The 19,313-nt window shown below is 42.6% G+C and carries 18 protein-coding genes and 1 tRNA gene; 14 read left to right on the forward strand and 5 right to left on the reverse strand.

Features of this window, described 5'->3' with window-relative positions; all coding sequences use genetic code 11:
* Positions 1 to 74: 74 nt before the first annotated feature.
* The gene (locus EPX21_RS19870; RefSeq protein WP_134091406.1) at positions 75 to 350 is read right to left on the reverse strand and encodes a helix-turn-helix transcriptional regulator; all 276 of its coding nucleotides are present in this window, start codon (positions 348 to 350) and stop codon (positions 75 to 77) included.
* A gap of 196 nt (positions 351 to 546) precedes the next feature.
* Positions 547 to 963, reverse strand: a complete 417-nt coding sequence (locus tag EPX21_RS19875; protein ID WP_134091407.1) for a helix-turn-helix domain-containing protein — start codon at positions 961 to 963, stop codon at positions 547 to 549.
* A 607-nt stretch (positions 964 to 1,570) separates the two neighbouring features.
* Here EPX21_RS19875 and EPX21_RS19880 point away from each other — a divergent pair.
* The 7 genes from EPX21_RS19880 to EPX21_RS19910 all read left to right on the forward strand — a co-directional run bounded on the left by EPX21_RS19880 (position 1,571) and on the right by EPX21_RS19910 (position 7,985).
* A complete protein-coding gene (locus tag EPX21_RS19880; protein WP_134091408.1) occupies positions 1,571 to 2,044 on the forward strand; it encodes a hypothetical protein in 474 nt (157 codons plus the stop codon).
* Positions 2,032 to 2,553 carry a PD-(D/E)XK nuclease family transposase gene (locus tag EPX21_RS19885; RefSeq protein ID WP_166670833.1) on the forward strand — a complete coding sequence of 174 codons (522 nt, stop codon included), beginning with the start codon at positions 2,032 to 2,034 and terminating at the stop codon, positions 2,551 to 2,553. Before EPX21_RS19880 ends, EPX21_RS19885 begins: the two co-directional genes overlap by 13 nt.
* A 257-nt stretch (positions 2,554 to 2,810) precedes the next feature.
* Complete coding sequence (locus tag EPX21_RS19890; protein ID WP_134091410.1) at positions 2,811 to 3,806, forward strand: SDR family NAD(P)-dependent oxidoreductase; 996 nt, start codon at positions 2,811 to 2,813, stop codon at positions 3,804 to 3,806.
* Between the two features lie 85 nt (positions 3,807 to 3,891).
* Entirely contained in the window at positions 3,892 to 4,434 is a 543-nt protein-coding gene (locus tag EPX21_RS19895; protein ID WP_166670834.1) for a hypothetical protein, read from the forward strand.
* 5 nt (positions 4,435 to 4,439) lie between these two features.
* A complete protein-coding gene (locus EPX21_RS19900) occupies positions 4,440 to 4,616 on the forward strand; it encodes an SDR family NAD(P)-dependent oxidoreductase (RefSeq protein ID WP_134091412.1) in 177 nt (58 codons plus the stop codon).
* 53 nt (positions 4,617 to 4,669) lie between these two features.
* The gene (locus EPX21_RS19905) at positions 4,670 to 5,491 is read left to right on the forward strand and encodes a helix-turn-helix domain-containing protein (RefSeq protein ID WP_134091413.1); all 822 of its coding nucleotides are present in this window, start codon (positions 4,670 to 4,672) and stop codon (positions 5,489 to 5,491) included.
* 154 nt (positions 5,492 to 5,645) lie between these two features.
* A complete protein-coding gene (locus EPX21_RS19910; protein WP_134091414.1) occupies positions 5,646 to 7,985 on the forward strand; it encodes a mechanosensitive ion channel domain-containing protein in 2,340 nt (779 codons plus the stop codon).
* A 25-nt stretch (positions 7,986 to 8,010) separates the two neighbouring features.
* Here EPX21_RS19910 and EPX21_RS19915 read toward each other — a convergent pair whose 3' ends face one another.
* The 3 genes from EPX21_RS19915 to EPX21_RS19925 form a co-directional block, all read right to left on the reverse strand.
* Positions 8,011 to 8,553 (reverse strand): ankyrin repeat domain-containing protein, encoded by a 543-nt coding sequence (locus EPX21_RS19915; protein WP_206106117.1) that lies wholly within the window; start codon positions 8,551 to 8,553, stop codon positions 8,011 to 8,013.
* Between the two features lie 58 nt (positions 8,554 to 8,611).
* Positions 8,612 to 10,123: a catalase gene (locus EPX21_RS19920; RefSeq protein ID WP_134091415.1), complete on the reverse strand. Its 1,512-nt coding sequence runs from the start codon at positions 10,121 to 10,123 to the stop codon at positions 8,612 to 8,614.
* A gap of 145 nt (positions 10,124 to 10,268) precedes the next feature.
* A complete protein-coding gene (locus EPX21_RS19925; protein ID WP_134091416.1) occupies positions 10,269 to 11,183 on the reverse strand; it encodes a hypothetical protein in 915 nt (304 codons plus the stop codon).
* 874 nt (positions 11,184 to 12,057) lie between these two features.
* Between EPX21_RS19925 and EPX21_RS19930 the strand changes: the two genes are divergently transcribed.
* From EPX21_RS19930 to EPX21_RS19960, 7 genes are all read left to right on the forward strand, one after another.
* Complete coding sequence (locus EPX21_RS19930) at positions 12,058 to 12,633, forward strand: chemotaxis protein CheB (protein WP_134091417.1); 576 nt, start codon at positions 12,058 to 12,060, stop codon at positions 12,631 to 12,633.
* Between the two features lie 117 nt (positions 12,634 to 12,750).
* Positions 12,751 to 12,832, forward strand: a tRNA-Leu gene (locus EPX21_RS19935).
* Between the two features lie 61 nt (positions 12,833 to 12,893).
* The gene (tig, locus tag EPX21_RS19940; RefSeq protein ID WP_134091418.1) at positions 12,894 to 14,237 is read left to right on the forward strand and encodes a trigger factor; all 1,344 of its coding nucleotides are present in this window, start codon (positions 12,894 to 12,896) and stop codon (positions 14,235 to 14,237) included.
* A 253-nt stretch (positions 14,238 to 14,490) separates the two neighbouring features.
* A complete protein-coding gene (gene clpP / locus EPX21_RS19945; protein ID WP_134091419.1) occupies positions 14,491 to 15,186 on the forward strand; it encodes an ATP-dependent Clp endopeptidase proteolytic subunit ClpP in 696 nt (231 codons plus the stop codon).
* 1 nt (position 15,187) lies between these two features.
* Positions 15,188 to 16,432 carry an ATP-dependent Clp protease ATP-binding subunit ClpX gene (clpX, locus tag EPX21_RS19950; protein WP_134091420.1) on the forward strand — a complete coding sequence of 415 codons (1,245 nt, stop codon included), beginning with the start codon at positions 15,188 to 15,190 and terminating at the stop codon, positions 16,430 to 16,432.
* Between the two features lie 275 nt (positions 16,433 to 16,707).
* Complete coding sequence (locus EPX21_RS19955) at positions 16,708 to 17,526, forward strand: AMP nucleosidase (protein WP_134091421.1); 819 nt, start codon at positions 16,708 to 16,710, stop codon at positions 17,524 to 17,526.
* Between the two features lie 115 nt (positions 17,527 to 17,641).
* The gene (locus EPX21_RS19960) at positions 17,642 to 19,003 is read left to right on the forward strand and encodes a pyridoxal-phosphate dependent enzyme (protein WP_134091422.1); all 1,362 of its coding nucleotides are present in this window, start codon (positions 17,642 to 17,644) and stop codon (positions 19,001 to 19,003) included.
* Positions 19,004 to 19,313: the final 310 nt, after the last annotated feature.

Raw genomic sequence — 19,313 nt, forward strand, 5'->3', positions numbered from 1 at the left:
TCAACGACACATCAAAGTTACAGGTTCTTCTGTGTAGAAGATATCAAAAAGTTAAAACGAAATCTAAAATAAAACTATAAAGCACGATCCTGTGGCACAGATATGATCGGTGCGCCCAGCACGGCTTCCATTTTGGCCAAAGTTTTCAACGTGATATTATGCGTGCCTTTAAGCCATTTGTTTATTTCGGATGGTTTTTTATCCATCTTTTCGGCCAAATCTTTTTGCGTGTATCCTTTCTGTTTCAGCAACTCATGGATACGAACAATAATATCCGCGTATTGCCTGACAAAAATCCGGGTTTCTTCCGGAGTTTCTTTTAATATCTCTTGTGTTACCTTACTTCTCATGTCTATAAAAAAATCTCGCAATCGCCATTATAGTAGCTTATTAATTTTTTAAAGAACCTATCAGTCTCCGTGTCCGACGAACCATCCCACCTTACGGTGTAAAATGTACAACGGGAAGCTTCATCATCCCAGAGCTCCAATACAAAGTTATTCACTTTTAAGTTAATTTCAAAATAGCTTAGTTTGTTTAGTTTACTTATTCGTCATTGGTCTTATCCAACAGCTTCATGATCCTCTCATTCATGGCAATCACGTTTTCCACTAATTTGGTGATAAGTTTAGTCTGCTCCTCATTTGTTGTTTGAAAACTACTATTTTCCTGAATTGCGATAGGAGAATTGGGAGAATTGCTGTTTTCTACTACATGACCGGAATTGGATGCTACCAATTGCAAAGGATCAACCTGTAAAAATTCCGAAACTCTTTGAATCAGCTCAATGGTAATTTTACTTTCCCCACGTTCGTATTTGGTATAGGCTGCTTCAGACAATCCCAGATAATCAGCTACTTCCAATGCTTTCTTTTCCCGAAATTTACGGAAACGGGCTAAATTACGGCCTATGGTTTTATTTTCTAATACAGTAAAGTGATTGTCTTCGTTTGGTTCTGTCATCAGTCAATGCTTCGGTTAAGTAAAACAACTATTTCTTAGTGTAAAACTACTAAAAATTATAGCAAAGGTGAAATAATTTGCAGAAATTCGTGGTTATTACTGATAAACAATGTCAATTAACATTGAATGAATAAAAAGTTTACTTGATTTAGTAAATTTGCAGAATTTCTGAGAATTTGGAGTTCTGCTTCGAGTCTTGTTCTGGAAACTAGCACTTTCAAAGGTCACAAGATGAGGGGTGAGAAACCCATGTTATAAGCATGGGGTTCCCTTCTTATGCGTGACCAGGGTGTGCTAGCCCTCCAGAACCATAGGTTGGGGCCCTGTGCTGATAGCATTAAGCATTAACTTCTTCCGAAAGACTCGTTAAATAAATAGCGAGCAAATGAACAACCAAACCAAAAACCAAAAGCTTAACCCTGTCTCTTTGTTAAGAGAACCAGCTTGCGATGCACTTATTTATAAGTGTAGTGTTTCCAAAAAGCAGTTATTTAAGGTTCTGATTTGTGCGCCCGAATAAGGGTTGTTGAGATTTCTCCATTCCACTGCGTTCCAGTCGAAATGACGGCGTAGTAATTCCAATTTATTTCTCAACCAAATCTATAAAATGAACGATCAATACGTAAGGGGAGAGGTACGGCCTGACGGCTTGCCGTCAGAAATCAGCTACCGGCTATCAGCTTACTCCCGTCATCATCATAAAAAACAATTAAAAAACGCTTTTTCAAAGCCTTCCCGGCGGCAGAAAAATCAACAAGATCAGGCTTGGCTACCTTCGGCAAGTATTCCACTATTGTATGGCAATGGTTCGCTATTTCTTCGGGAACTGTTCGAGACTTGTTCGGGTCGGCTTCGACAACGCTTCGGGTCGGCTTCGACTCGTTCCCGAAGACTTCCCGAAGCGCACCCGAAGAACAGTCGAAGAAATGTCGAAGAAAGTTATACGCAAATGCAGCTAATTCCGGAAAAACCGGCGAAGCTTGGTGGAAGGTTTCCCGAAGACCTGTCAACTAAAAGCAGCAAAAATATTCCGCACAGTAAATCGACTTTAATGCTTTTTACTTTTCCTTGCTGCACTTAAAACGTACTACTTATAACTTACAACTCAAAAGGGCTTTCGCTCTTCCTCTATTTTTATTCAAATGCAAAAAGCTTAGTTTTATATTCCTGGAACTCCCTAATTTTGTAAAGCCGGACGAGGAGATCAGGACGGATATGGATCGTCGGTTCTGGATATTGAAGAACCTAAGTAAGGCGGACAAGATATCGGCGTTTATGAACAAACGGATTTTCCAGCGGATCTTTAAGATAGCCGAAGTATCGAATCTAAGCAAGGAGGAATTTATGGCTTACGAAGCAAGTTTACAGGATAAATGGATATGGGACAGTGCCATGTCTATGGCAGAGAAAAAGGCTGCTGAAAAAGCAGCAAAGGATGTCACTGAAAAAGAGCGTGCCAAGGCAGAACAGGAGAAATACAATATGCAGTTAACATCTGCCCGTTCCTTAAAAGGGATCGGTGTATTGACAAATGAGCAGATTGCCAAAAGTTTGAAACTCCCATTGGAAGTAGTAAAAAAATTGAAATAAAAGTACGAAAAAGTAGTGGATTAAATAGGTGGGTATTGAGTACTTACTTGGATTTGTTGACGCAAAATCTGCAATACACAAAAAACAGATTTAGCCGATATGCACTAATCCACTGGTTGATATCCTTTCGACAGACCTAAAACAAGCAACAGTTAATTGACCAATATAATGATGCTTTGAACAAAGTAAAATTGATATTCTGAACAAAATCTTCTTGATAAAGTTGATCTACCTTTGGTTCTATAAAATAAAAAAAAATGGAACAAAACAATTATCAGGGAGCTTTGCAGAAACCAATAGGTTCGGGCTTCAATGCACTTTCAACTTCAGAAGAAGTAATTAAAGGAATTGATCTTTCGGGAAAAGTCGCCATTGTAACAGGCGGCAGTACGGGTATCGGATTGGAAACAGTAAGAACACTTGCAGATTCAGGCGCAACCGTAATAGTTCCTGCAAGAGATGTGAAAAAAGCAGAAAAAAACCTACAGTCGATTGCCAATGTAGAGATAGAGACCATGGACCTCATGGAGCCTGCTTCTATTGACAGGTTCGCTGAAACGTTTTTAATGTCGGGAAGGCCTCTTCATTTGCTTATAAACAATGCGGGAATCATGTGGGTTCCGTTGCGGCGAGACGGCCGGGGTTTTGAATCGCAACTTGCTACTAATTATTTATCACAGTTTCAGCTTACCTCCAGATTATGGCCTGCCCTTAAAAAGGCTAATGGCGCCAGGGTTGTTAATGTGTCTTCCCAGGGGCATCAGTTTGCGCCTTTCAATTTTGATGACCCTAATTTTATAAACCGGGAATATGAAACGCTACAGGGATATGGGCAATCAAAAACAGCGGTTAACTTATTTTCTCTCGAATTGGACAATCGGGCCAAGGCATTTCATGTAAGAGCCTATTCTTTGAACCCAGGCTCCATTGGAGGGACCGAACTGGCTAGAGAGGCCCCTTTGGAACTATTTCAGCAGATGGGTTTTTGCGACGCTGAGGGCAATATCTTGCCGGAAGTGGCGGCATCCCTAAAAACCATTCCGCAGGGAGCGGCAACAACCGTTTGGTGTGCAACAAGCCCCCTGCTCAATGATATAGGAGGAGTGTATTGCAATGATGTAGATATCGCTGAACTGGCGTATGGAGATGCCTTTTCCAGTGGAGTGAAACCGTATTCACTTGACGAATCCAGTGCAAAACGCCTGTGGACATTAAGTGAAGAAATGACAGGCATAGCCTTTAATGTAGAATAACCTTAAAAAAACGATTGAGATGGACAATACCACAGTCACTAATGCAAAGCGCTCTTTGCACAATACGTTAACAAACCTTGGAGTTATGAATATCACATGGAGCTTTAGTGATAAGATCCAGGCTGAACTAAGGCCAAAATTACATGATGCTGTAAAAATTGCGATCGCCCGGTTTAACAACGACAGCAACAGCCTGCATCTTCAGCAAAAAGAGGATAGCGACTCCAATTGCCTGAAAATTGAGTTTTCGAAAGGAAAGTTCGTAGACAAAAGGCGCAAAAATATCGCTTACGCAATTAACTTTTTTGGAATGCTCATAGCTCCTGTTGTGGGCTTCATGGCCGGAGTTCCGGGAGTTTTGCTTTTCAACTACTTTCCCAGGAACATGGTGAGTTCCAGCCTATGGCTTTCTTCAGAACAGACCGGTTTCAAAAAATACAAAAGGATAAATGTCTGGACTTGGGTACTGTTTGCCAACGCCAAGCAAAAGGAGGATAAGCTAGTCACTGATTTTTCAGACCGGCTCTATAATGTGCTTAAGAGGGTAGAATTGCAGCAATGGAACCGGCTCTTGCTGGAAAATGCAGCTAAGCCTGTTGAGATAGGTGGTTTACAATCGATCCAATAAATAGAATGGCAAATTTTGAAAAGAAAGTGGCCCTTATTACGGGTGGCAACAGCGGTATAGGTTATGCTGCAGCAAAAGAGCTAATAGAAAAAGGGGCAACCGTTATCATAACGGGAAGACGTGAAGAAGCGGTTGAAAAAGCTGCCGGTGAACTTGAGCGCTTAGCGCTCGCTCTCCATTAGTAGGTAATTATAAAATCTCTTTGATATTTGTAACTTTATATCATAAAAGGAATATGGACTTTCAATTAAAATACATAACGCCGGACATTAAGCTTTCCTGCTATGAAGATAAGCTGTTTAAATCAGAGAACGTCTTTGAACACCATATGCTGGTATGGTTCATTTCAGGTGAAACAAAAATAATTCAGGCGGATGAAAGCTATATATTCAGAAAAGGAGATATCTTTCTTATCCCGAGGAACCAGTTGGCTACGATCATCAATTACCCTAAAGACGGACTTCCGCATCAGTCGGTTGTGATGCACTTGTGTACCGATAGGCTTAGGAAGTTTTACGCTAAACTCGATATAAAGCCTAAGATAATTCCCTCACACAAAATACGGAGTTTCGATAAACATCCCTTATTGGAAAGCTGCCTTGCTTCATTGATTCCTTATTTTAATATGCAGGAAGCTTTCCCTGAAGAGATCGCGTCCTTAAAAATTACCGAAGCCATCAGTATTTTAAGGACGACAGACAAAGGCATTGACAGCATTTTAGCCAACTTTGAAGAGCCTTATAAAATTGATTTGTCAAGTTTTATGGAAAAAAACTTTATGTTCAATATGCCTTTGGAAAAGTTCGCTTATTTAACAGGGCGCAGTATCGCCACATTCAACAGGGACTTTAGAAAAGCATTTAACATTACGCCACAGAGATGGCTTACAAGAAAGCGATTAGAATTGGCCAATTATCAGCTTTCTGAAAAAAGGAAGAAGCCTGTTGAAGTGTGCTACGAGACCGGGTTTGAAAACTTATCGCATTTTTCGTATGCTTTCAAAAAGCATTTTGGTTATTCGCCAAGTGCATTTCAGGTAGAAAATGGTAGAAGTTAAACATCACCCGCTTAAACTTAATATTGTTGTTTAAGCCATTATCGATGCTGTTCTGCCATATAAGGGGCGACAGTTCCGTACCGTATTTGCCCAGCTTCTCGCCGTAAAACTTACAGGCCCATCGAGCTGTTTATCTTGTATAAGGTAAAGACACATGAAGATAGCATTTATTGAGACACCGCCACACCATAGCTACTTTAAAAAGCGAGATATTCTTTTTCTAATGTGGAAGCAGCTAAGTTGGCTTCCATTTCTATTTCTGCTGTGGCCCGAAGCGAAGGCTGTTCAGGATTCTATTCCAGCGAGCAGAACCGATATCGAACGCGTGGTTGTTCATCGGGGCGACTCCATTAATCAACGGTATAAGACTTTACGTACCGGTGCTTTGCAAACCATAGAGGTGCGCAAACTTATGGATGAACTTGCCCGTGTTAACCAAGAAAACGCTGCGATAGCATCGCTTTTAGATAGCGTAAAGACCGCAGAGCCGTCTGACACGCTGTTTCATATCGCGCAGGCGCATCAAGCGTTGGTAAAACGTCTGGAAGGGCTGCGGAATACCATTGGCGTGTATCAGCAAAGCTTGGCCAGCACAACGGCAGATCTGAAGCAGCTCGAACAAGACAGCTTTTTTAACAGTTTAAATCGGGAGGAGGCCTCTTCTGCATTAGCAGTATTTCATCAATTGCAGTCACAGATCGGCCGTACCGCGGCGGAGTCTCAGCAAAAATTAGACTCATTGCAGTTTTTAGCCAACCAATCGGATACGGTATGGAACGCAGCAAACAACCTTCAGGCGGAGCTTGCCGGTGTTAAACAGCAGTATACAAGCGCAAAAAGAAAAAACAACGCCCAGTTTATCTGGGCTGCCCCAAAGGATATCAGTCCAACACGTGTGATGGGCAGCTTAAGCAATCGATATCAGGAAACCGATGCAATTAAACATTACGTATTGCAGACAGAGTGGTCGGGACGGATATTTTTGATTCTGCTTAGTGTAGGCTTTTTTTGCTGGATTTACAGGACGGGGAAAATTTTATGGGAGAGGCAGCTTCCCGGCAATGCGCCGCAGCAACCTTATAAACCTTTTAAAGACATGCTGCGAGCCGGCATTTTTTTATTGACCTTATTGCCGCTGTTTTCTTCTATTATTCCAAGTTTATTGATACAGGTTACACAGCCGATTATTTTTTTGTTGTTTATACCGCTCGTGAGAAACAGGTTTACTAAAATACAATGGCGGTATGGAACTTCTTTGCTGGTGTTTTATTTGTTGGTGATATTAGCAAACTCCATCGTCAATGAAGGCCTTGTTTTCCGTTTAATTTCGTTATCCCTCAATGTATTGGCTTTGTTCTTTGGAAGTCGACTGGAAAAGGGGATAAGGCTTGCTTTTATCTTCATCAACCTACTTGCTTTGTTTTTAAACGTGTTGGGATTTGTGGAATATTCAAGGTACTGTAGCATAGCCGGGGCGGTAGGCCTGTTGCAGTTTTTTTCGTTAAGGGGGTTTTCGAGGATGATCAGGCAAGCCTTTGTTCAACAATTTAATAAGAGTCGACTAACTAAGGGATTATTCAGCCGGTTTAATCAGGCGAAGACCCTGAGAATGTTGGGTCGACTGCTGAAGTTGTTCTGTTTGGTATTGATCGTCATTGTTTTTGCCATCAATCTGCATGTTCTTCAGCCTGTGCAAGAGGTTTTGAGTCGTTTTTTTAGAGCAAACCATTCGCTTGGAAGTATCACCTTCACCTACGGCAATCTCCTAAGCTGCGTGCTGGTTATCGGTGCTGCCAATTGGCTGCAAAAGAATCTTGCACTTTTTTTTATGGGATCTCCAACCAGTTATGAAAAAGTGGTCGAAGAACCCCAAACTTTACTTCCCTTGTTTCGACTCATTATTGTTGTTCTGGGCTTCTTTTTTGGTATCAGTGCTTTAGGAATCGGTTTGGATAAGTTAACCGTTATTATCGGTGCGCTCAGTGTGGGAATTGGCCTGGGCTTACAGAATATCTTCAACAATTTCGTCTCGGGCGTGATCCTCGTTTTTGAGAAACCCTTCCGTATAGGCGACTATATTGAGTTGGCGGACAGGAAAGGGAAAGTACAGCAAATCGGTATCCGATCAAGCACTTTACTGACGCAGGAAGGCGCCGAAGTTATTATTCCGAACGGAGATTTGCTCTCCGGACGTTTGGTAAACTGGACATTGAGTAAGTCGTACAGTAAAACCAGCATTAGCTTAAAAGTAGGCAGGCCGGTGGATATGGAAAAGGTCAAGACCATCATTTTGGAAGAAGTACATCGTATTGAATACACCATGAAGGAAATGGATGTGACCATCCGCTATCAGGATCTGTCGGCAGATGCCATTACCATTTGGGTAGATTGCTGGATCATTAATATCTATAATGAGCGTATTTTTAGAAGTCAGTTACTTGAAAATTTAGATAAACGCGCGTCTGCGGAAGGCATAACTTTGGCCAGCGGCTAGTTCGACTCGGATAGCTTTTGTCCTTCTACATCGTTGAACTGTTATCTCCCACAAGCATCGATATGATGCCTTCATTCCCTTGTATCAGCGCATAATCTAAAGCGGTTTTTCCCAATCGGTCTTTTATGTCTGCGGGGATGCCATGTTTCAATAGCAGATCCACCAGATCCTGGTGGCCAAAAGTTGCCGCGAAGTGCAGTGCGGTAGCGCCGTTGAGGTTTTGCTGTTGTACAGCAGCTCCGTGTGTAAGTAGCAAGTTAGCGATAGGGGTATAGCCTTTGAAGCAAACGCCCATCAGTGCCGTATTTCCGGCTGCATCTGTCAAATCGATACGGGCGCCCTTTGCGATGAGATAGGCGGATGTCTCGTAAGCGCCGTTATAGCAGGCCAATATGAGGGGAGAAAAGCCTTTATGGTTTACCGTATCGATGTTAACAGGCGCTTCAAAGAGTTTTTTGATAGCTGCCAGGTCGTTGTTCCGGGCGGCATCGAAGATGTCGGTCTGCCCGAATGCCATAAAAGCGACAAAATTGAGAACGGCCGATAATAAGAAGGTTTTGTTCTGCATAAAGTTTTTGTAAAAAAGGATCCCGAGCCGTTTTAGCCGGTCGGGATTCCCGTTGGTATTATTCCATAAAGGCTGATTCTACTTCTTCTCTGGTTAAGTTGAGCTCCTTCGCTAATGCAATACCGTAATTTCTGTCGGCCATATAAAAATAACCTACCATTTTGTTAACAGCATGCTTGTTTTTTACAGACTTTAAATCGGCGCTGAGGTTTTTTACGAGGTTAACTTTCTCTTGTTCAGTTAAGGCTCGGTAGAATTCGCCCGCTTGTTTAAAGTCGTTCGCTTTGGTGATCTTTTGTTGTACCGTTTTTGCCTCAGCAACGGCAGAGCTACTGTATTTGTAAGCGGCATTGTCTTCATATCCCGAGTGACTCGGCTGATAGTTAACATCCCCATTGGTCGACTTATTGGCATGCTGCCCATGTTGGTAATTATTATGCACTTCCACCTTTGGTGCATTAACAGGCAACTGTTGGAAGTTAATGCCTAAGCGATAACGTTGCGTATCAAAGTAAGAAAAGAGACGCCCTTGAAGCAATTTATCCTCGGAAGGTTCAACACCGGGAATCAAGGTGCCTGGGGAAAAGGCGGCTTGTTCCACTTCCTGGAAATAGTCGACCGCGTTTTTATTTAAAGTCATCGTTCCAACCTTAATCCGTTCAATTTTGTCCGCTGGCCAGTCCTGCGTCGCATCGAGGGGGTTGAAATCGAAAGAGTCTAGATCTTCCGGGCGGATAATTTGTACATATAAATCCCAGCTAGGAAATTTTCCGTCAAGTATGCTTTGGTATAGATCGATCGTTGCATGTTGAAAATCCATCCCCTGTACTTGGCCGGCCTGTTCCGCTGTCAGGTTCTCTTCGCCTTGATTGCTTTTCCAAAAATATTTGACATAGCTAACTTTCCCTTGGTCGTTCACCCATTTAAAGGCGTGTACACTGGAACCGTTCATTTGCCGATAATTTTTCGGCGTGCCGTAATCGGAATATAAGCGGGAAAGGGTTAAGGTCGCTTCCGGTATATGACTGAAAAAGTCGAATACCCGGCTCGGGTCTTGTTTATTGGTTACCGGTGAAGGCTTGAACGCATGCACCATGTCGGGGAACTTAATGGCGTCTCTAATGAAAAAGGTAGGAAAATTGTTGCCTACGATGTCATAGTTTCCTTCCGTTGTATAGAATTTGACGGCAAAACCCCGGGGATCTCGAAGTGTTTCGGGCGATCCTGTTCCATGGACGACTGTTGAAAAGCGAACAAAAACCGGTGTTTTGAGATTGACTTCTGAGAACACTTTCGCTTTGGTGTACTCAGAAAAGGATGCCGATGTTACAAACTCACCATAAGCTCCGGCTCCGCGGGCGTGCACAACGCGCTCCGGAATACGCTCACGGTCGAAGGCGGCAAGCTTTTCAATCAATACAATGTCTTCCAATAATACCTGGCCGTTCTGACCAATGGTTTTAGAGTTTTGGTTGTCCCCAACGGGAGCTCCCGTGTTAGTCGTTAGCTGTTGAGCTACGGCCGTTTGCGCTAAGAAAAGTACGGCAAATAATAGTTTACGTGTCTGCATATTTGTATTTTTTCTGCAAATATGGACCGCTATACAGCCGAAAGCAAATCGAAAAAGTTGATCTGAATATAAGGATATTCTATTTCTACACTTAGACAACAGGTGCCGAGCGGCTTCGATTTTAGTCGTCAACCTTTCTTGGTGATCAGGTTGTCGAGTCCTTCATAACCAGTCGCCCTTTTGCTGATTGTTCGTGCTTTTTGTTCTTTTTTTTCTCTTCTTTATTGATCTCGTATTGGATGTCTCTTAACTTATTATTTGTGGCAGTTGACGCTATAACAGGATTTGCAAGGGGTAGCCGCTCGGGTTCGCTTCCTTTATCTGACATGTCTTCTGTAGCGTGGAAAGCGCTCAAAATGCCGGAGGCACTGTATTTGGGTTCGATAGCCGACTTGAAGTCCGCTAACCAACCTGCTTGATAGTAATGTAACGACAGGATCGCAAAAATAACAGAGCCTGCCGGCAGATTTTTCTTGGATTCCCACTTTATTGTTTCTCCCTGGCGGTCTATCCTGAACTCTTGTGAGTCAATAGCCTGATAGTACTCTTCTTTGAAATTGAAAGCAATTGTGGAGATCCTTATGCCCACAACAGACCTTCTTTTGGTTGAAAAGTAAGCAAAATCCTTATAGGGATCATCGATGCGAAGTTCAAAGGAAAGATCGCCTCGATCATCTATCTTACAGGAGGGCTGCTTTTTTAATACCTTCTCAAAAGGCGCATCTAAATTGAATTGAAAACCGTGGAGATGTTGCAGATCGACATTGTGTAAGTCTCTATTGCCGATCGTTTGCTCCGAGTAATGCAAGCAGTTTCGGATTGCACTGGTCAACCGATTGTACATACGTCCATCGGAGGCATCTATTAATGTATTGATGACTCTTCGTATCAATGCCGCTTGTGTGCTCGCTAAACCGAATTCATGCTTCGTTAACGTGGTCGCCAACGTCTGCTTGAACGGACGCGGTGCGCTTTGGATAATTTGTTTGCCCCGACTTGAGCGGTATACGTAGGAAGCTACTTTTCCATGAATGTGTCCTTTTTTGTCGTTTATTGCCATTGCGTTTAGTTTTGTTTAGACCAGCTGGGAACCAATTTAATACCAAGTTAACAGTTTCTAAGTAGTTATCCTAATATTAAACTGTATTAAGTCCGTATTTATATATAAATAACGGATTCATAGCGGACTTATAACGGACTCACTACGGAGTCATTGTTAAGTTGATCCCTTTTTGGTTTCTTGTTGGCTCCCGGCTGTCGTTTTAATGTGGTAAGTATGTTTGCGTTTTAATAGTATGGTTAATAGAAGCTAATTTTACTGATTGCAGAAGGCGGGGCTGTTTTATCGAAAGTAGAAGACAAAAAAAAACCTCACTTTGGGGAAGTGAGGTAAAACTACTGTTTTTTAATCAACCTAACCTAATGTGTAAAATGAAAGTAAGCGCCTTTTGATATAAAAACTGATACGAAGTAAAGCCTTTTTTTTCATGATAAAGAAAACTTTACACAGAAAGGTGTTTTCCTTACACTAAAAGGTTTTTTTGCCGTACGAAAGGTCTTTTTATAGTCTTTTTTTTCGGTGAAGCCCTTTAATGGTTAAATAGGCAAACTGGTATTTGTATGTTAAGCTGGAAACTCCCGTGGAGGATCATCGTTGATCGTTTTTTCTTTCACTGAGCTTTTCTTTTGCGCATTGTTATGGTTTGGCAGAAAAGTTGTAGGTTAAGGTCAGTCCCGTGTTAGGATCAGAAAGTCCTGGCAATTACTTCCTGTTTATAGATTAATATAAGTGTGCTGTAAGCAGGTCGAAACGGCGGCCGTTTTGCTATGCTGACAGGTGAGCGGCACAAAAGAAAAGGTTGTAAGAGGGCTGGTAAAAAAGGGTAGCGTCTTGAAGTATTCGGTCGATACTTTTTAGTTTTACGGTAGTAATTATGAAGAATCAAAAAACAAAAACAGAACTGTTAATCATAGCCTGTTCTGCAGGCGGAATGCTGCTTTTGATTGATTTGTTGGCTAATTTGAAGGGCGATGTAGGCTTCGCTGTACTGGTGATCGTCCACAGGAATGATAAATACCAAAGCTCCCTCGAGCAAATGGCGCAGATGAAATGTAAACTACGGGTGAAATCGGCCGAAGAGAAAGAAGTAATTCAGCCAGGGGTCGTGTACTTTGCTCCGGCGGGTTATCATGTGTTGATAGAAAGGAACAGAACCGTTTCTCTAGACGCTTCCGAACCCGTTCATTACTGTAGGCCATCGATCGATGTGAGCATGCAAAGTGCAGCCGAAGTGTATGGTAGCGGGGTGATAGCAATTTTACTCTCGGGCGCTAATAGAGACGGAGCCGACGGGATGCGCGCTGTGTATAAGTATGGAGGTATAACGCTGGTGCAGAATCCGGCCGATGCTGAGATCGACATGATGCCGCGGGCGGCTATTGAAACCAAGGCGGTGGTGTCCATTCTTTCGGACGAACAGCTGAAGCAATACTGTCGTGAGCTCGATTGAACAAATTAATCGTCCTGTTATCAAGCTATTAGCGTTTTTTCATGAATTTCTTTAAAAAATATTTGGAGGGAATGCCTTAATGTATTAGTTTTGCAGTCCAAAATAACACTAAGTACTGCGGAAGTGGCGTAATTGGTAGCCGCACCAGACTTAGGATCTGGCGCCGAGAGGCGTGGGGGTTCGAGTCCCTTCTTCCGCACTTGATTCCTCCCGACAATATCGGGAGGAATTTTTGTATTAAGCATATTAAAACGCAACTAATGAACATTTCACAGGAGAAAGTAGACGACCTGAATGCAGTTATCAATGTAGAAATTACCCCTGCAGATTACACTGAACGTGTCAACAAAGCAATAAAAGAACAAGCCAAGAAAGCAAAGCTTCCAGGGTTCCGTCCAGGTATGGTGCCTGCTTCGCACATTAAAAAGACTTACGGTAAAGCGATTCTTTTTGATGAAATCAACCGGCTTGTGAGTGACAGCTTAAATACCTATCTTACGGAAAATAAGATTGAAGTGCTTGGTCAACCGCTTCCTAAAGAAGAGATGGAATCGTCTTATAACTGGGATTTTAACGACGAATTTAAATTTCAATACGAGATTGGCTTGGCGCCTGCTTTCGATGTTCCGTTCAGCGAAAAAGATAAGGTGACCCAATATGATATTAAAGTAGATGATGAGACCCTCGCATCCCGTATAAAAAATCTTCGTAAGAGCTATGGTAAAATGACAAATCCTGAAGTGTCCGAAGATGGGGATGTTTTATACAGCACATTAACCCAATTAAATGCCGACGGAAGTGTTTTAGAAGGCGGTATATCCAATACAGCTTCTGTGCGCACCGACCTGGTAGACGATAAGGAAATCAAAAAATCTTTAATCGGACTTAAAAAGGACGATGAAGTAGAAATAGATCTTAAAAAGGCTTTCAAAGACGAAACGATCGCACGGATCTTGAATATAAGCGACGAAGAAGCGGCAGCTTTGACAGATAGCACATTTAAGTTGGCGGTAAAGAACGTGAATCGTTTAGAAGAGGCGGATTTAAATCAAGAGCTTTTTGATAAGCTTTTTGGTAAAGACGAGGTGAAAACGGAAGAAGAGTTTAGAGCACGTGTTACTTCGGAAGTAGAGTCGATGCTCGTTCAAAATTCTGACCAGCGTTTGCAACAAGACCTTTATAATTTGGGAATGGAAAAAGTGAATGTACAATTTCCCGACGAATTCCTGAAAAAATGGTTAAAAGCGACCAATGAAAAATTGACCGACGAGGAGCTTGCAGAGGGATACGATGATTTTGTGAAGAATTTGAAGTGGACCTTGATTGAAAACAAAATTATTACAGAGAACAAGCTGGAGATAAAATACGAGGAAGTATTCCAACTTGCGAAGGAACGGATCGCTGCGCAATTTAAAATGTACAGCCCAGAGCCTATCAATGAGGAACAACTCGCTCAATATACGGTTCAATTTCTTCAAGATAAAGAGCAGGCAAACAGACTCTTTGAAGAAGTGAAAGCCTTAAAGGTTTTCGATTTCTTGAAAGGGGTGGTAAAGCTTAACAAAAAGGAAATAGACTACAATAAGTTTTTAGAACTGAAATAGCTTTTTTTTGATTTTTTTTAGCCATCCGCTTTTCAGCGGGTGGCTTTTTGTTTTCTTATGACGTCAGTTTATACGCTGTCAGTTTTTTAGGACTTTATGCGGCATTCTGTCAGGTGTTTTAAGGCCTTTGTCCTTAGAGGCGGACTTGGCGCATTCTTTGATGAAGTGAAAGTAAAAAAAATATTCACTCAAAGCTATCATTAGAGATTTTAGAATTAATCTTATATATTAGCTAAAGCAAAAGGCAAATATCATGAGTATAGATAAAAACGAATTTAGAAAATACGCTATTAAGCATCACGGTATAGGAAGTCAACATGTAGATGGTTTTATCAACAGAGTTGAGCAGCAGATGCCTGTTTCGCTTACCCCTTACATCATCGAGGAACGCCAGTTAAATGTCGCACAGATGGACGTTTTTTCGCGTTTGATGATGGATAGAATCATCTTTTTAGGAGACGCCGTAACGGATCAGGTAGCTAATATCATACAGGCGCAGTTGTTATTTTTGCAATCAGCGGATGCCCATAGAGACATACAGATCTATATTAATTCGCCCGGCGGAAGCGTTTATGCCGGTTTAGGTATTTACGATACCATGCAATATATCTCGCCGGATGTGGCTACCATTTGTACCGGTATGGCAGCTTCCATGGGAGCCGTATTATTAGTTGCCGGCGCCAAAGGCAAAAGAGCCGCATTAAAACATTCCCGGGTAATGATCCATCAGCCTTCCGGTGGAGCACAGGGAGTGGCCGCCGATATGGAGATCAATCTGCGTGAAATGCTTAAGCTTAAAAAAGAACTCTATCAAATAATTGCTGATCATTCCGGGAAGCCGTACGACTGGGTAGAAAAAGCATCCGACCGTGATTTCTGGATGACTTCCGGTGAAGCGAAGGAAAACGGCATGATTGATGAAGTGTTACTAGGAAAGAAAGATAAATAACATGGCAAAGAACCCAAGAGAAGTTACTTGTTCGTTCTGTGGTTTACGTAAATCCGAAACTTTAATGCTCATTGCAGGCAATGATGCGCATATTTGCGACCGTTGCGTTGCCCAGGCCAACGAGATTTTAGCGGAAGAGCTTACCTTACGTAAAAACAAGAGCGTACAGGCAGCGTTGAAGTTGCTCAAGCCTGCTGAGATAAAGTCTCATCTTGACCAATATGTAATCGGACAGGATGATGCGAAGAAAGTGCTGTCGGTCGCGGTTTACAACCATTACAAACGATTGAATCAAAAGGTTGAAAAGGACGAGATTGAGATTGAAAAATCCAATATCATTATGGTTGGTGAAACGGGAACCGGTAAGACACTTCTTGCTAAAACCATTGCTAAAGTGTTGAATGTACCGTTCTGTATCTGCGACGCTACAGTACTAACCGAAGCAGGTTACGTGGGGGAAGATGTGGAAAGTATTCTTACCCGACTTCTTCAGGCGGCCGATTACGATGTGGCATCAGCGGAGCGCGGGATCATATACATCGATGAAATCGATAAGATCGCGCGTAAAAGCGATAATCCTTCCATCACCAGGGACGTCTCCGGAGAAGGGGTACAGCAGGCCTTATTGAAGATATTAGAAGGAACGGTGGTGAATGTACCGCCTCAAGGTGGACGAAAACATCCCGATCAAAAGATGATCGCTGTCAATACGAGCAACATTTTATTCATCTGCGGCGGTGCTTTCGACGGAATACAGAAGAAGATTGCTAATCGTATGCGCACGCAGACAGTGGGCTATAAGATGAATAGCGAGCATGCCGAGGTGGATCTCAACAACCTTTATAAGTACATCACGCCACAGGACCTGAAAGCCTTTGGATTGATTCCGGAGCTTATAGGACGTTTGCCGGTTATAACTTATTTAAATCCATTGGATCGAGACGCTTTATTGAATATCCTGACGAAACCCAAGAATGCCTTGGTTAAGCAATATAAGAAGCTGTTCGATTACGAGCATATTGATCTACAGTTCGATCCGGAGGTCTTTGAGTTTATTGTCGATAAAGCCAATGAATTTAAATTGGGCGCCCGGGGGCTAAGAGCAATATGCGAAGCGATTATGCTTGACGCGATGTTTGAGATACCGTCCCACGACAAAGATGAAGGCGGCGAGCTGTTCATTAACCTCGATTACGCCAAACAGAAGTTCGAAAAATCAGATTTAAAGAAGCTGCATGTAGCTTAAACAAAATCCTCCGCACAAAACGGGGGATTTTTTGTATATTGTGAGGAGAGGTGTAAGGGATAAGGTTAAATGGTATAGGGTGTAGGGTGTAGGGAGCCTATAGCCGGGTAAGGCTAAATGGTATAAGGTGTAGGGTGTAGGGAGCCTATAGCCGTGTAAGGGGATATGGCATAAGGTGTAGGGTGTAAGGCTTAGGGCACTGGCAACGGGCAACTAACAACGAATAACAAACAAGGGAAGGCTATGTGCTAAGGTTATACCTAAAAATATAAACTATGGCAAAAACAGTAAAAGAAGTTGAATCACCGGTAAAATCCGGATTAAAAAATAAAGAAGATATTGTAAAAAACTGGTTGCCCCGATACACTGGGCGTCCTCTTAATGAATTCGGCGAATACATCTTATTGACGAATTTTTCCAACTATTTGAAATTGTTCTCCGAGTGGCATGACAACGCGCCGATTTACGGTTTAGATAAACCCATGCAAAGCGTGACGGCAGCGGGTATCACCATTATAAACTTTGGGATGGGAAGCCCCGTAGCAGCTACTGTTATGGATTTATTGTCGGCCATACAACCGCGGGCCGCTTTATTTTTGGGAAAAGCAGGTGGCTTGAAAAAGAAAAATAGTATAGGCGACCTGATCCTGCCGATAGCCGCCATTAGGGGAGAAGGAACCTCGAACGATTACTTACCACCCGAAGTGCCTGCATTACCTGCTTTTGCGCTTCAAAAGGCGATATCTACGACGATCCGTGATAACAGCTTGGACTATTGGACGGGAACGGTATATACCACAAACAGACGCGTATGGGAGCATGATAAGGATTTCAAAAAATACTTAAAAACTTTACGCGCGATGGCTGTAGATATGGAGACAGCAACCATCTTTACGGTAGGCTTTGCTAATAAGATACCGACCGGTGCGCTATTGTTGGTGTCGGATCAACCGATGATCCCTGAGGGGGTAAAAACGCAGGAAAGCGATTCTTCCGTAACCGCCAATTATGTGGAAATGCATTTAAAGATCGGTATCGATTCATTAAAGCAATTAATTAATAATGGGCTGACTGTCAAGCATTTGAAGTTTTAGCTTGCTGGTTGCGATCCGCTATCGGCGGTTGGTATTAGTCCGATTGCTGCAGGCCGATTTCCGTTAGCTGTTGTAAATTGCTATGTTTGTGTATAATCTATTAAACTTGTAGAGAATGTGGTACAATAATATTTTGGAAACCATTGGTAATACACCGCTGGTGAGGTTGAATAAGCTGACGAAGGATATAAAGGCAACCATACTTGCAAAGGTGGAAACGACGAATCCGGGCAATTCGATTAAGGACCGTATGGCGATCAAGATGATAGAAGATGCGGAGCGTGCCGGTTTACTTAAACCTGGGGGGACGATCATCGAAGGAACTTCGGGGAATACAGGGATGGGCTTGGCCATTGCGGCAGTAATCAAGGGCTATAAATGCGTTTTTACAACGACGGACAAGCAATCGAAAGAAAAAATTGACGCTTTGCGCGCGTTTGGTGCCGAAGTTATTGTATGTCCAACCAACGTAGAACCAGAAGATCCGCGTTCCTATTATTCGGTGTCGAGTCGGCTCGAGCGGGAAATTCCCAACGCTTGGAAACCTAATCAATACGATAACTTATCAAATAGCCAGGCGCATTACGAGCAAACCGGCCCTGAAATATGGGAGCAAACAGAAGGCAAGATCACGCACCTATTGGTAGGAGTGGGGACGGGCGGAACCATCAGTGGTGCGGGAAAGTACTTAAAAGAAAAGAATCCAAATATTAAGGTTTGGGGAATTGACACCTATGGCTCTGTATTTAAAAAGTACAAAGAGACTGGCGTCTTTGACAAAAACGAGATTTATCCTTACATCACCGAAGGGATTGGAGAGGATTTTCTACCTAAAAATGTAGATTTCGGCGTAATCGATCATTTCGAAAAGGTCACCGATAAGGACGCCGCCTTGATGACACGGGAGATTGCCCGGCAGGAGGGTATTTTTGTGGGTAATTCCGCAGGCGCAGCAATTGCCGGATTAATGCAGTTAAAGGATAGCTTGCAGGATGGAGATTTGATGGTGATTATTTTTCATGATCATGGCTCCCGTTATATGGGGAAAATGTTTAATGAAGACTGGCTGCGCGAACGCGGTTTTCTTAAAGACGAAAAGCTCACAGCAGAACGCATTCTCAGAAAAAGAGGGCGGCAGGAAATCGTAACGGTGGACGGCGAGCAATCAGTCATCGAAACCTTTAATACCATGAAAACACTTAATATATCGCAAATTCCCATAACACAACAGGGAATGGTTGTGGGTAAAGTGACGGAATCGGATATATTAAATGCCTTATTGGAAAATCCGGTTGTTAAATCAGGCAAGGTAGAGCAGATTATGACTGCACCTTTTCCTTTTGTCGATTTAAATACGTCGATCGATCGCCTTTCCTCGCTTATTAATAAAGACAACAATGCGGTATTGGTAGAGGATGCCGATGGAAAACTGGAGATAATTACGCAATACGATATTATTAACGCCATTTCGGCGTGATGAAGGTATAAGGCAGGGAGGCATAAGGTTTAAGGACCGTATACGTGCTGTAGGCCTTTGTTTGTTATTCGTTGCCTGTTGTCAGTTGCCCGTTGTCGGTGCCCCTAAGCCCCTATATCTTATACCCTCCAGCTCTAGGCCCTTGTTTGTTATTCGTTGCCCGTTGTCAGTTGCCCGTTGTCAGTGCCCCTAAGCCTTACATCTTATGTAGGCATTAGGCTATAAGCGTTATGTCATGTCCTAAAAAAAGTAGACACTTTTATTGTTGTTGATTAAGATGTTGGAATGTGGGAAACTCCAGAGGAGTTTT

The organism is Olivibacter sp. XZL3, from assembly GCF_004368405.1.
GTDB lineage: Bacteria > Bacteroidota > Bacteroidia > Sphingobacteriales > Sphingobacteriaceae > Olivibacter.

Bases quoted from the DNA above. Each gene is read 5' to 3' on its own strand.
- clpX (WP_134091420.1), top strand. From the start codon at position 15,188: ATGGCAAAGAACCCAAGAGAAGTTACTTGTTCGTTCTGTGGTTTACGT.
- EPX21_RS19880 (WP_134091408.1), top strand. From the start codon at position 1,571: ATGAACGATCAATACGTAAGGGGAGAGGTACGGCCTGACGGCTTGCCG.
- EPX21_RS19915 (WP_206106117.1), bottom strand. From the start codon at position 8,553: ATGCAGAACAAAACCTTCTTATTATCGGCCGTTCTCAATTTTGTCGCT.
- EPX21_RS19895 (WP_166670834.1), top strand. From the start codon at position 3,892: ATGAATATCACATGGAGCTTTAGTGATAAGATCCAGGCTGAACTAAGG.
- EPX21_RS19900 (WP_134091412.1), top strand. From the start codon at position 4,440: ATGGCAAATTTTGAAAAGAAAGTGGCCCTTATTACGGGTGGCAACAGC.
- EPX21_RS19960 (WP_134091422.1), top strand. From the start codon at position 17,642: ATGTGGTACAATAATATTTTGGAAACCATTGGTAATACACCGCTGGTG.
- clpP (WP_134091419.1), top strand. From the start codon at position 14,491: ATGAGTATAGATAAAAACGAATTTAGAAAATACGCTATTAAGCATCAC.
- EPX21_RS19905 (WP_134091413.1), top strand. From the start codon at position 4,670: ATGGACTTTCAATTAAAATACATAACGCCGGACATTAAGCTTTCCTGC.
- EPX21_RS19925 (WP_134091416.1), bottom strand. From the start codon at position 11,183: ATGGCAATAAACGACAAAAAAGGACACATTCATGGAAAAGTAGCTTCC.
- EPX21_RS19920 (WP_134091415.1), bottom strand. From the start codon at position 10,123: ATGCAGACACGTAAACTATTATTTGCCGTACTTTTCTTAGCGCAAACG.
- EPX21_RS19870 (WP_134091406.1), bottom strand. From the start codon at position 350: ATGAGAAGTAAGGTAACACAAGAGATATTAAAAGAAACTCCGGAAGAA.
- EPX21_RS19910 (WP_134091414.1), top strand. From the start codon at position 5,646: ATGAAGATAGCATTTATTGAGACACCGCCACACCATAGCTACTTTAAA.
- EPX21_RS19930 (WP_134091417.1), top strand. From the start codon at position 12,058: ATGAAGAATCAAAAAACAAAAACAGAACTGTTAATCATAGCCTGTTCT.
- tig (WP_134091418.1), top strand. From the start codon at position 12,894: ATGAACATTTCACAGGAGAAAGTAGACGACCTGAATGCAGTTATCAAT.
- EPX21_RS19875 (WP_134091407.1), bottom strand. From the start codon at position 963: ATGACAGAACCAAACGAAGACAATCACTTTACTGTATTAGAAAATAAA.
- EPX21_RS19955 (WP_134091421.1), top strand. From the start codon at position 16,708: ATGGCAAAAACAGTAAAAGAAGTTGAATCACCGGTAAAATCCGGATTA.
- EPX21_RS19890 (WP_134091410.1), top strand. From the start codon at position 2,811: ATGGAACAAAACAATTATCAGGGAGCTTTGCAGAAACCAATAGGTTCG.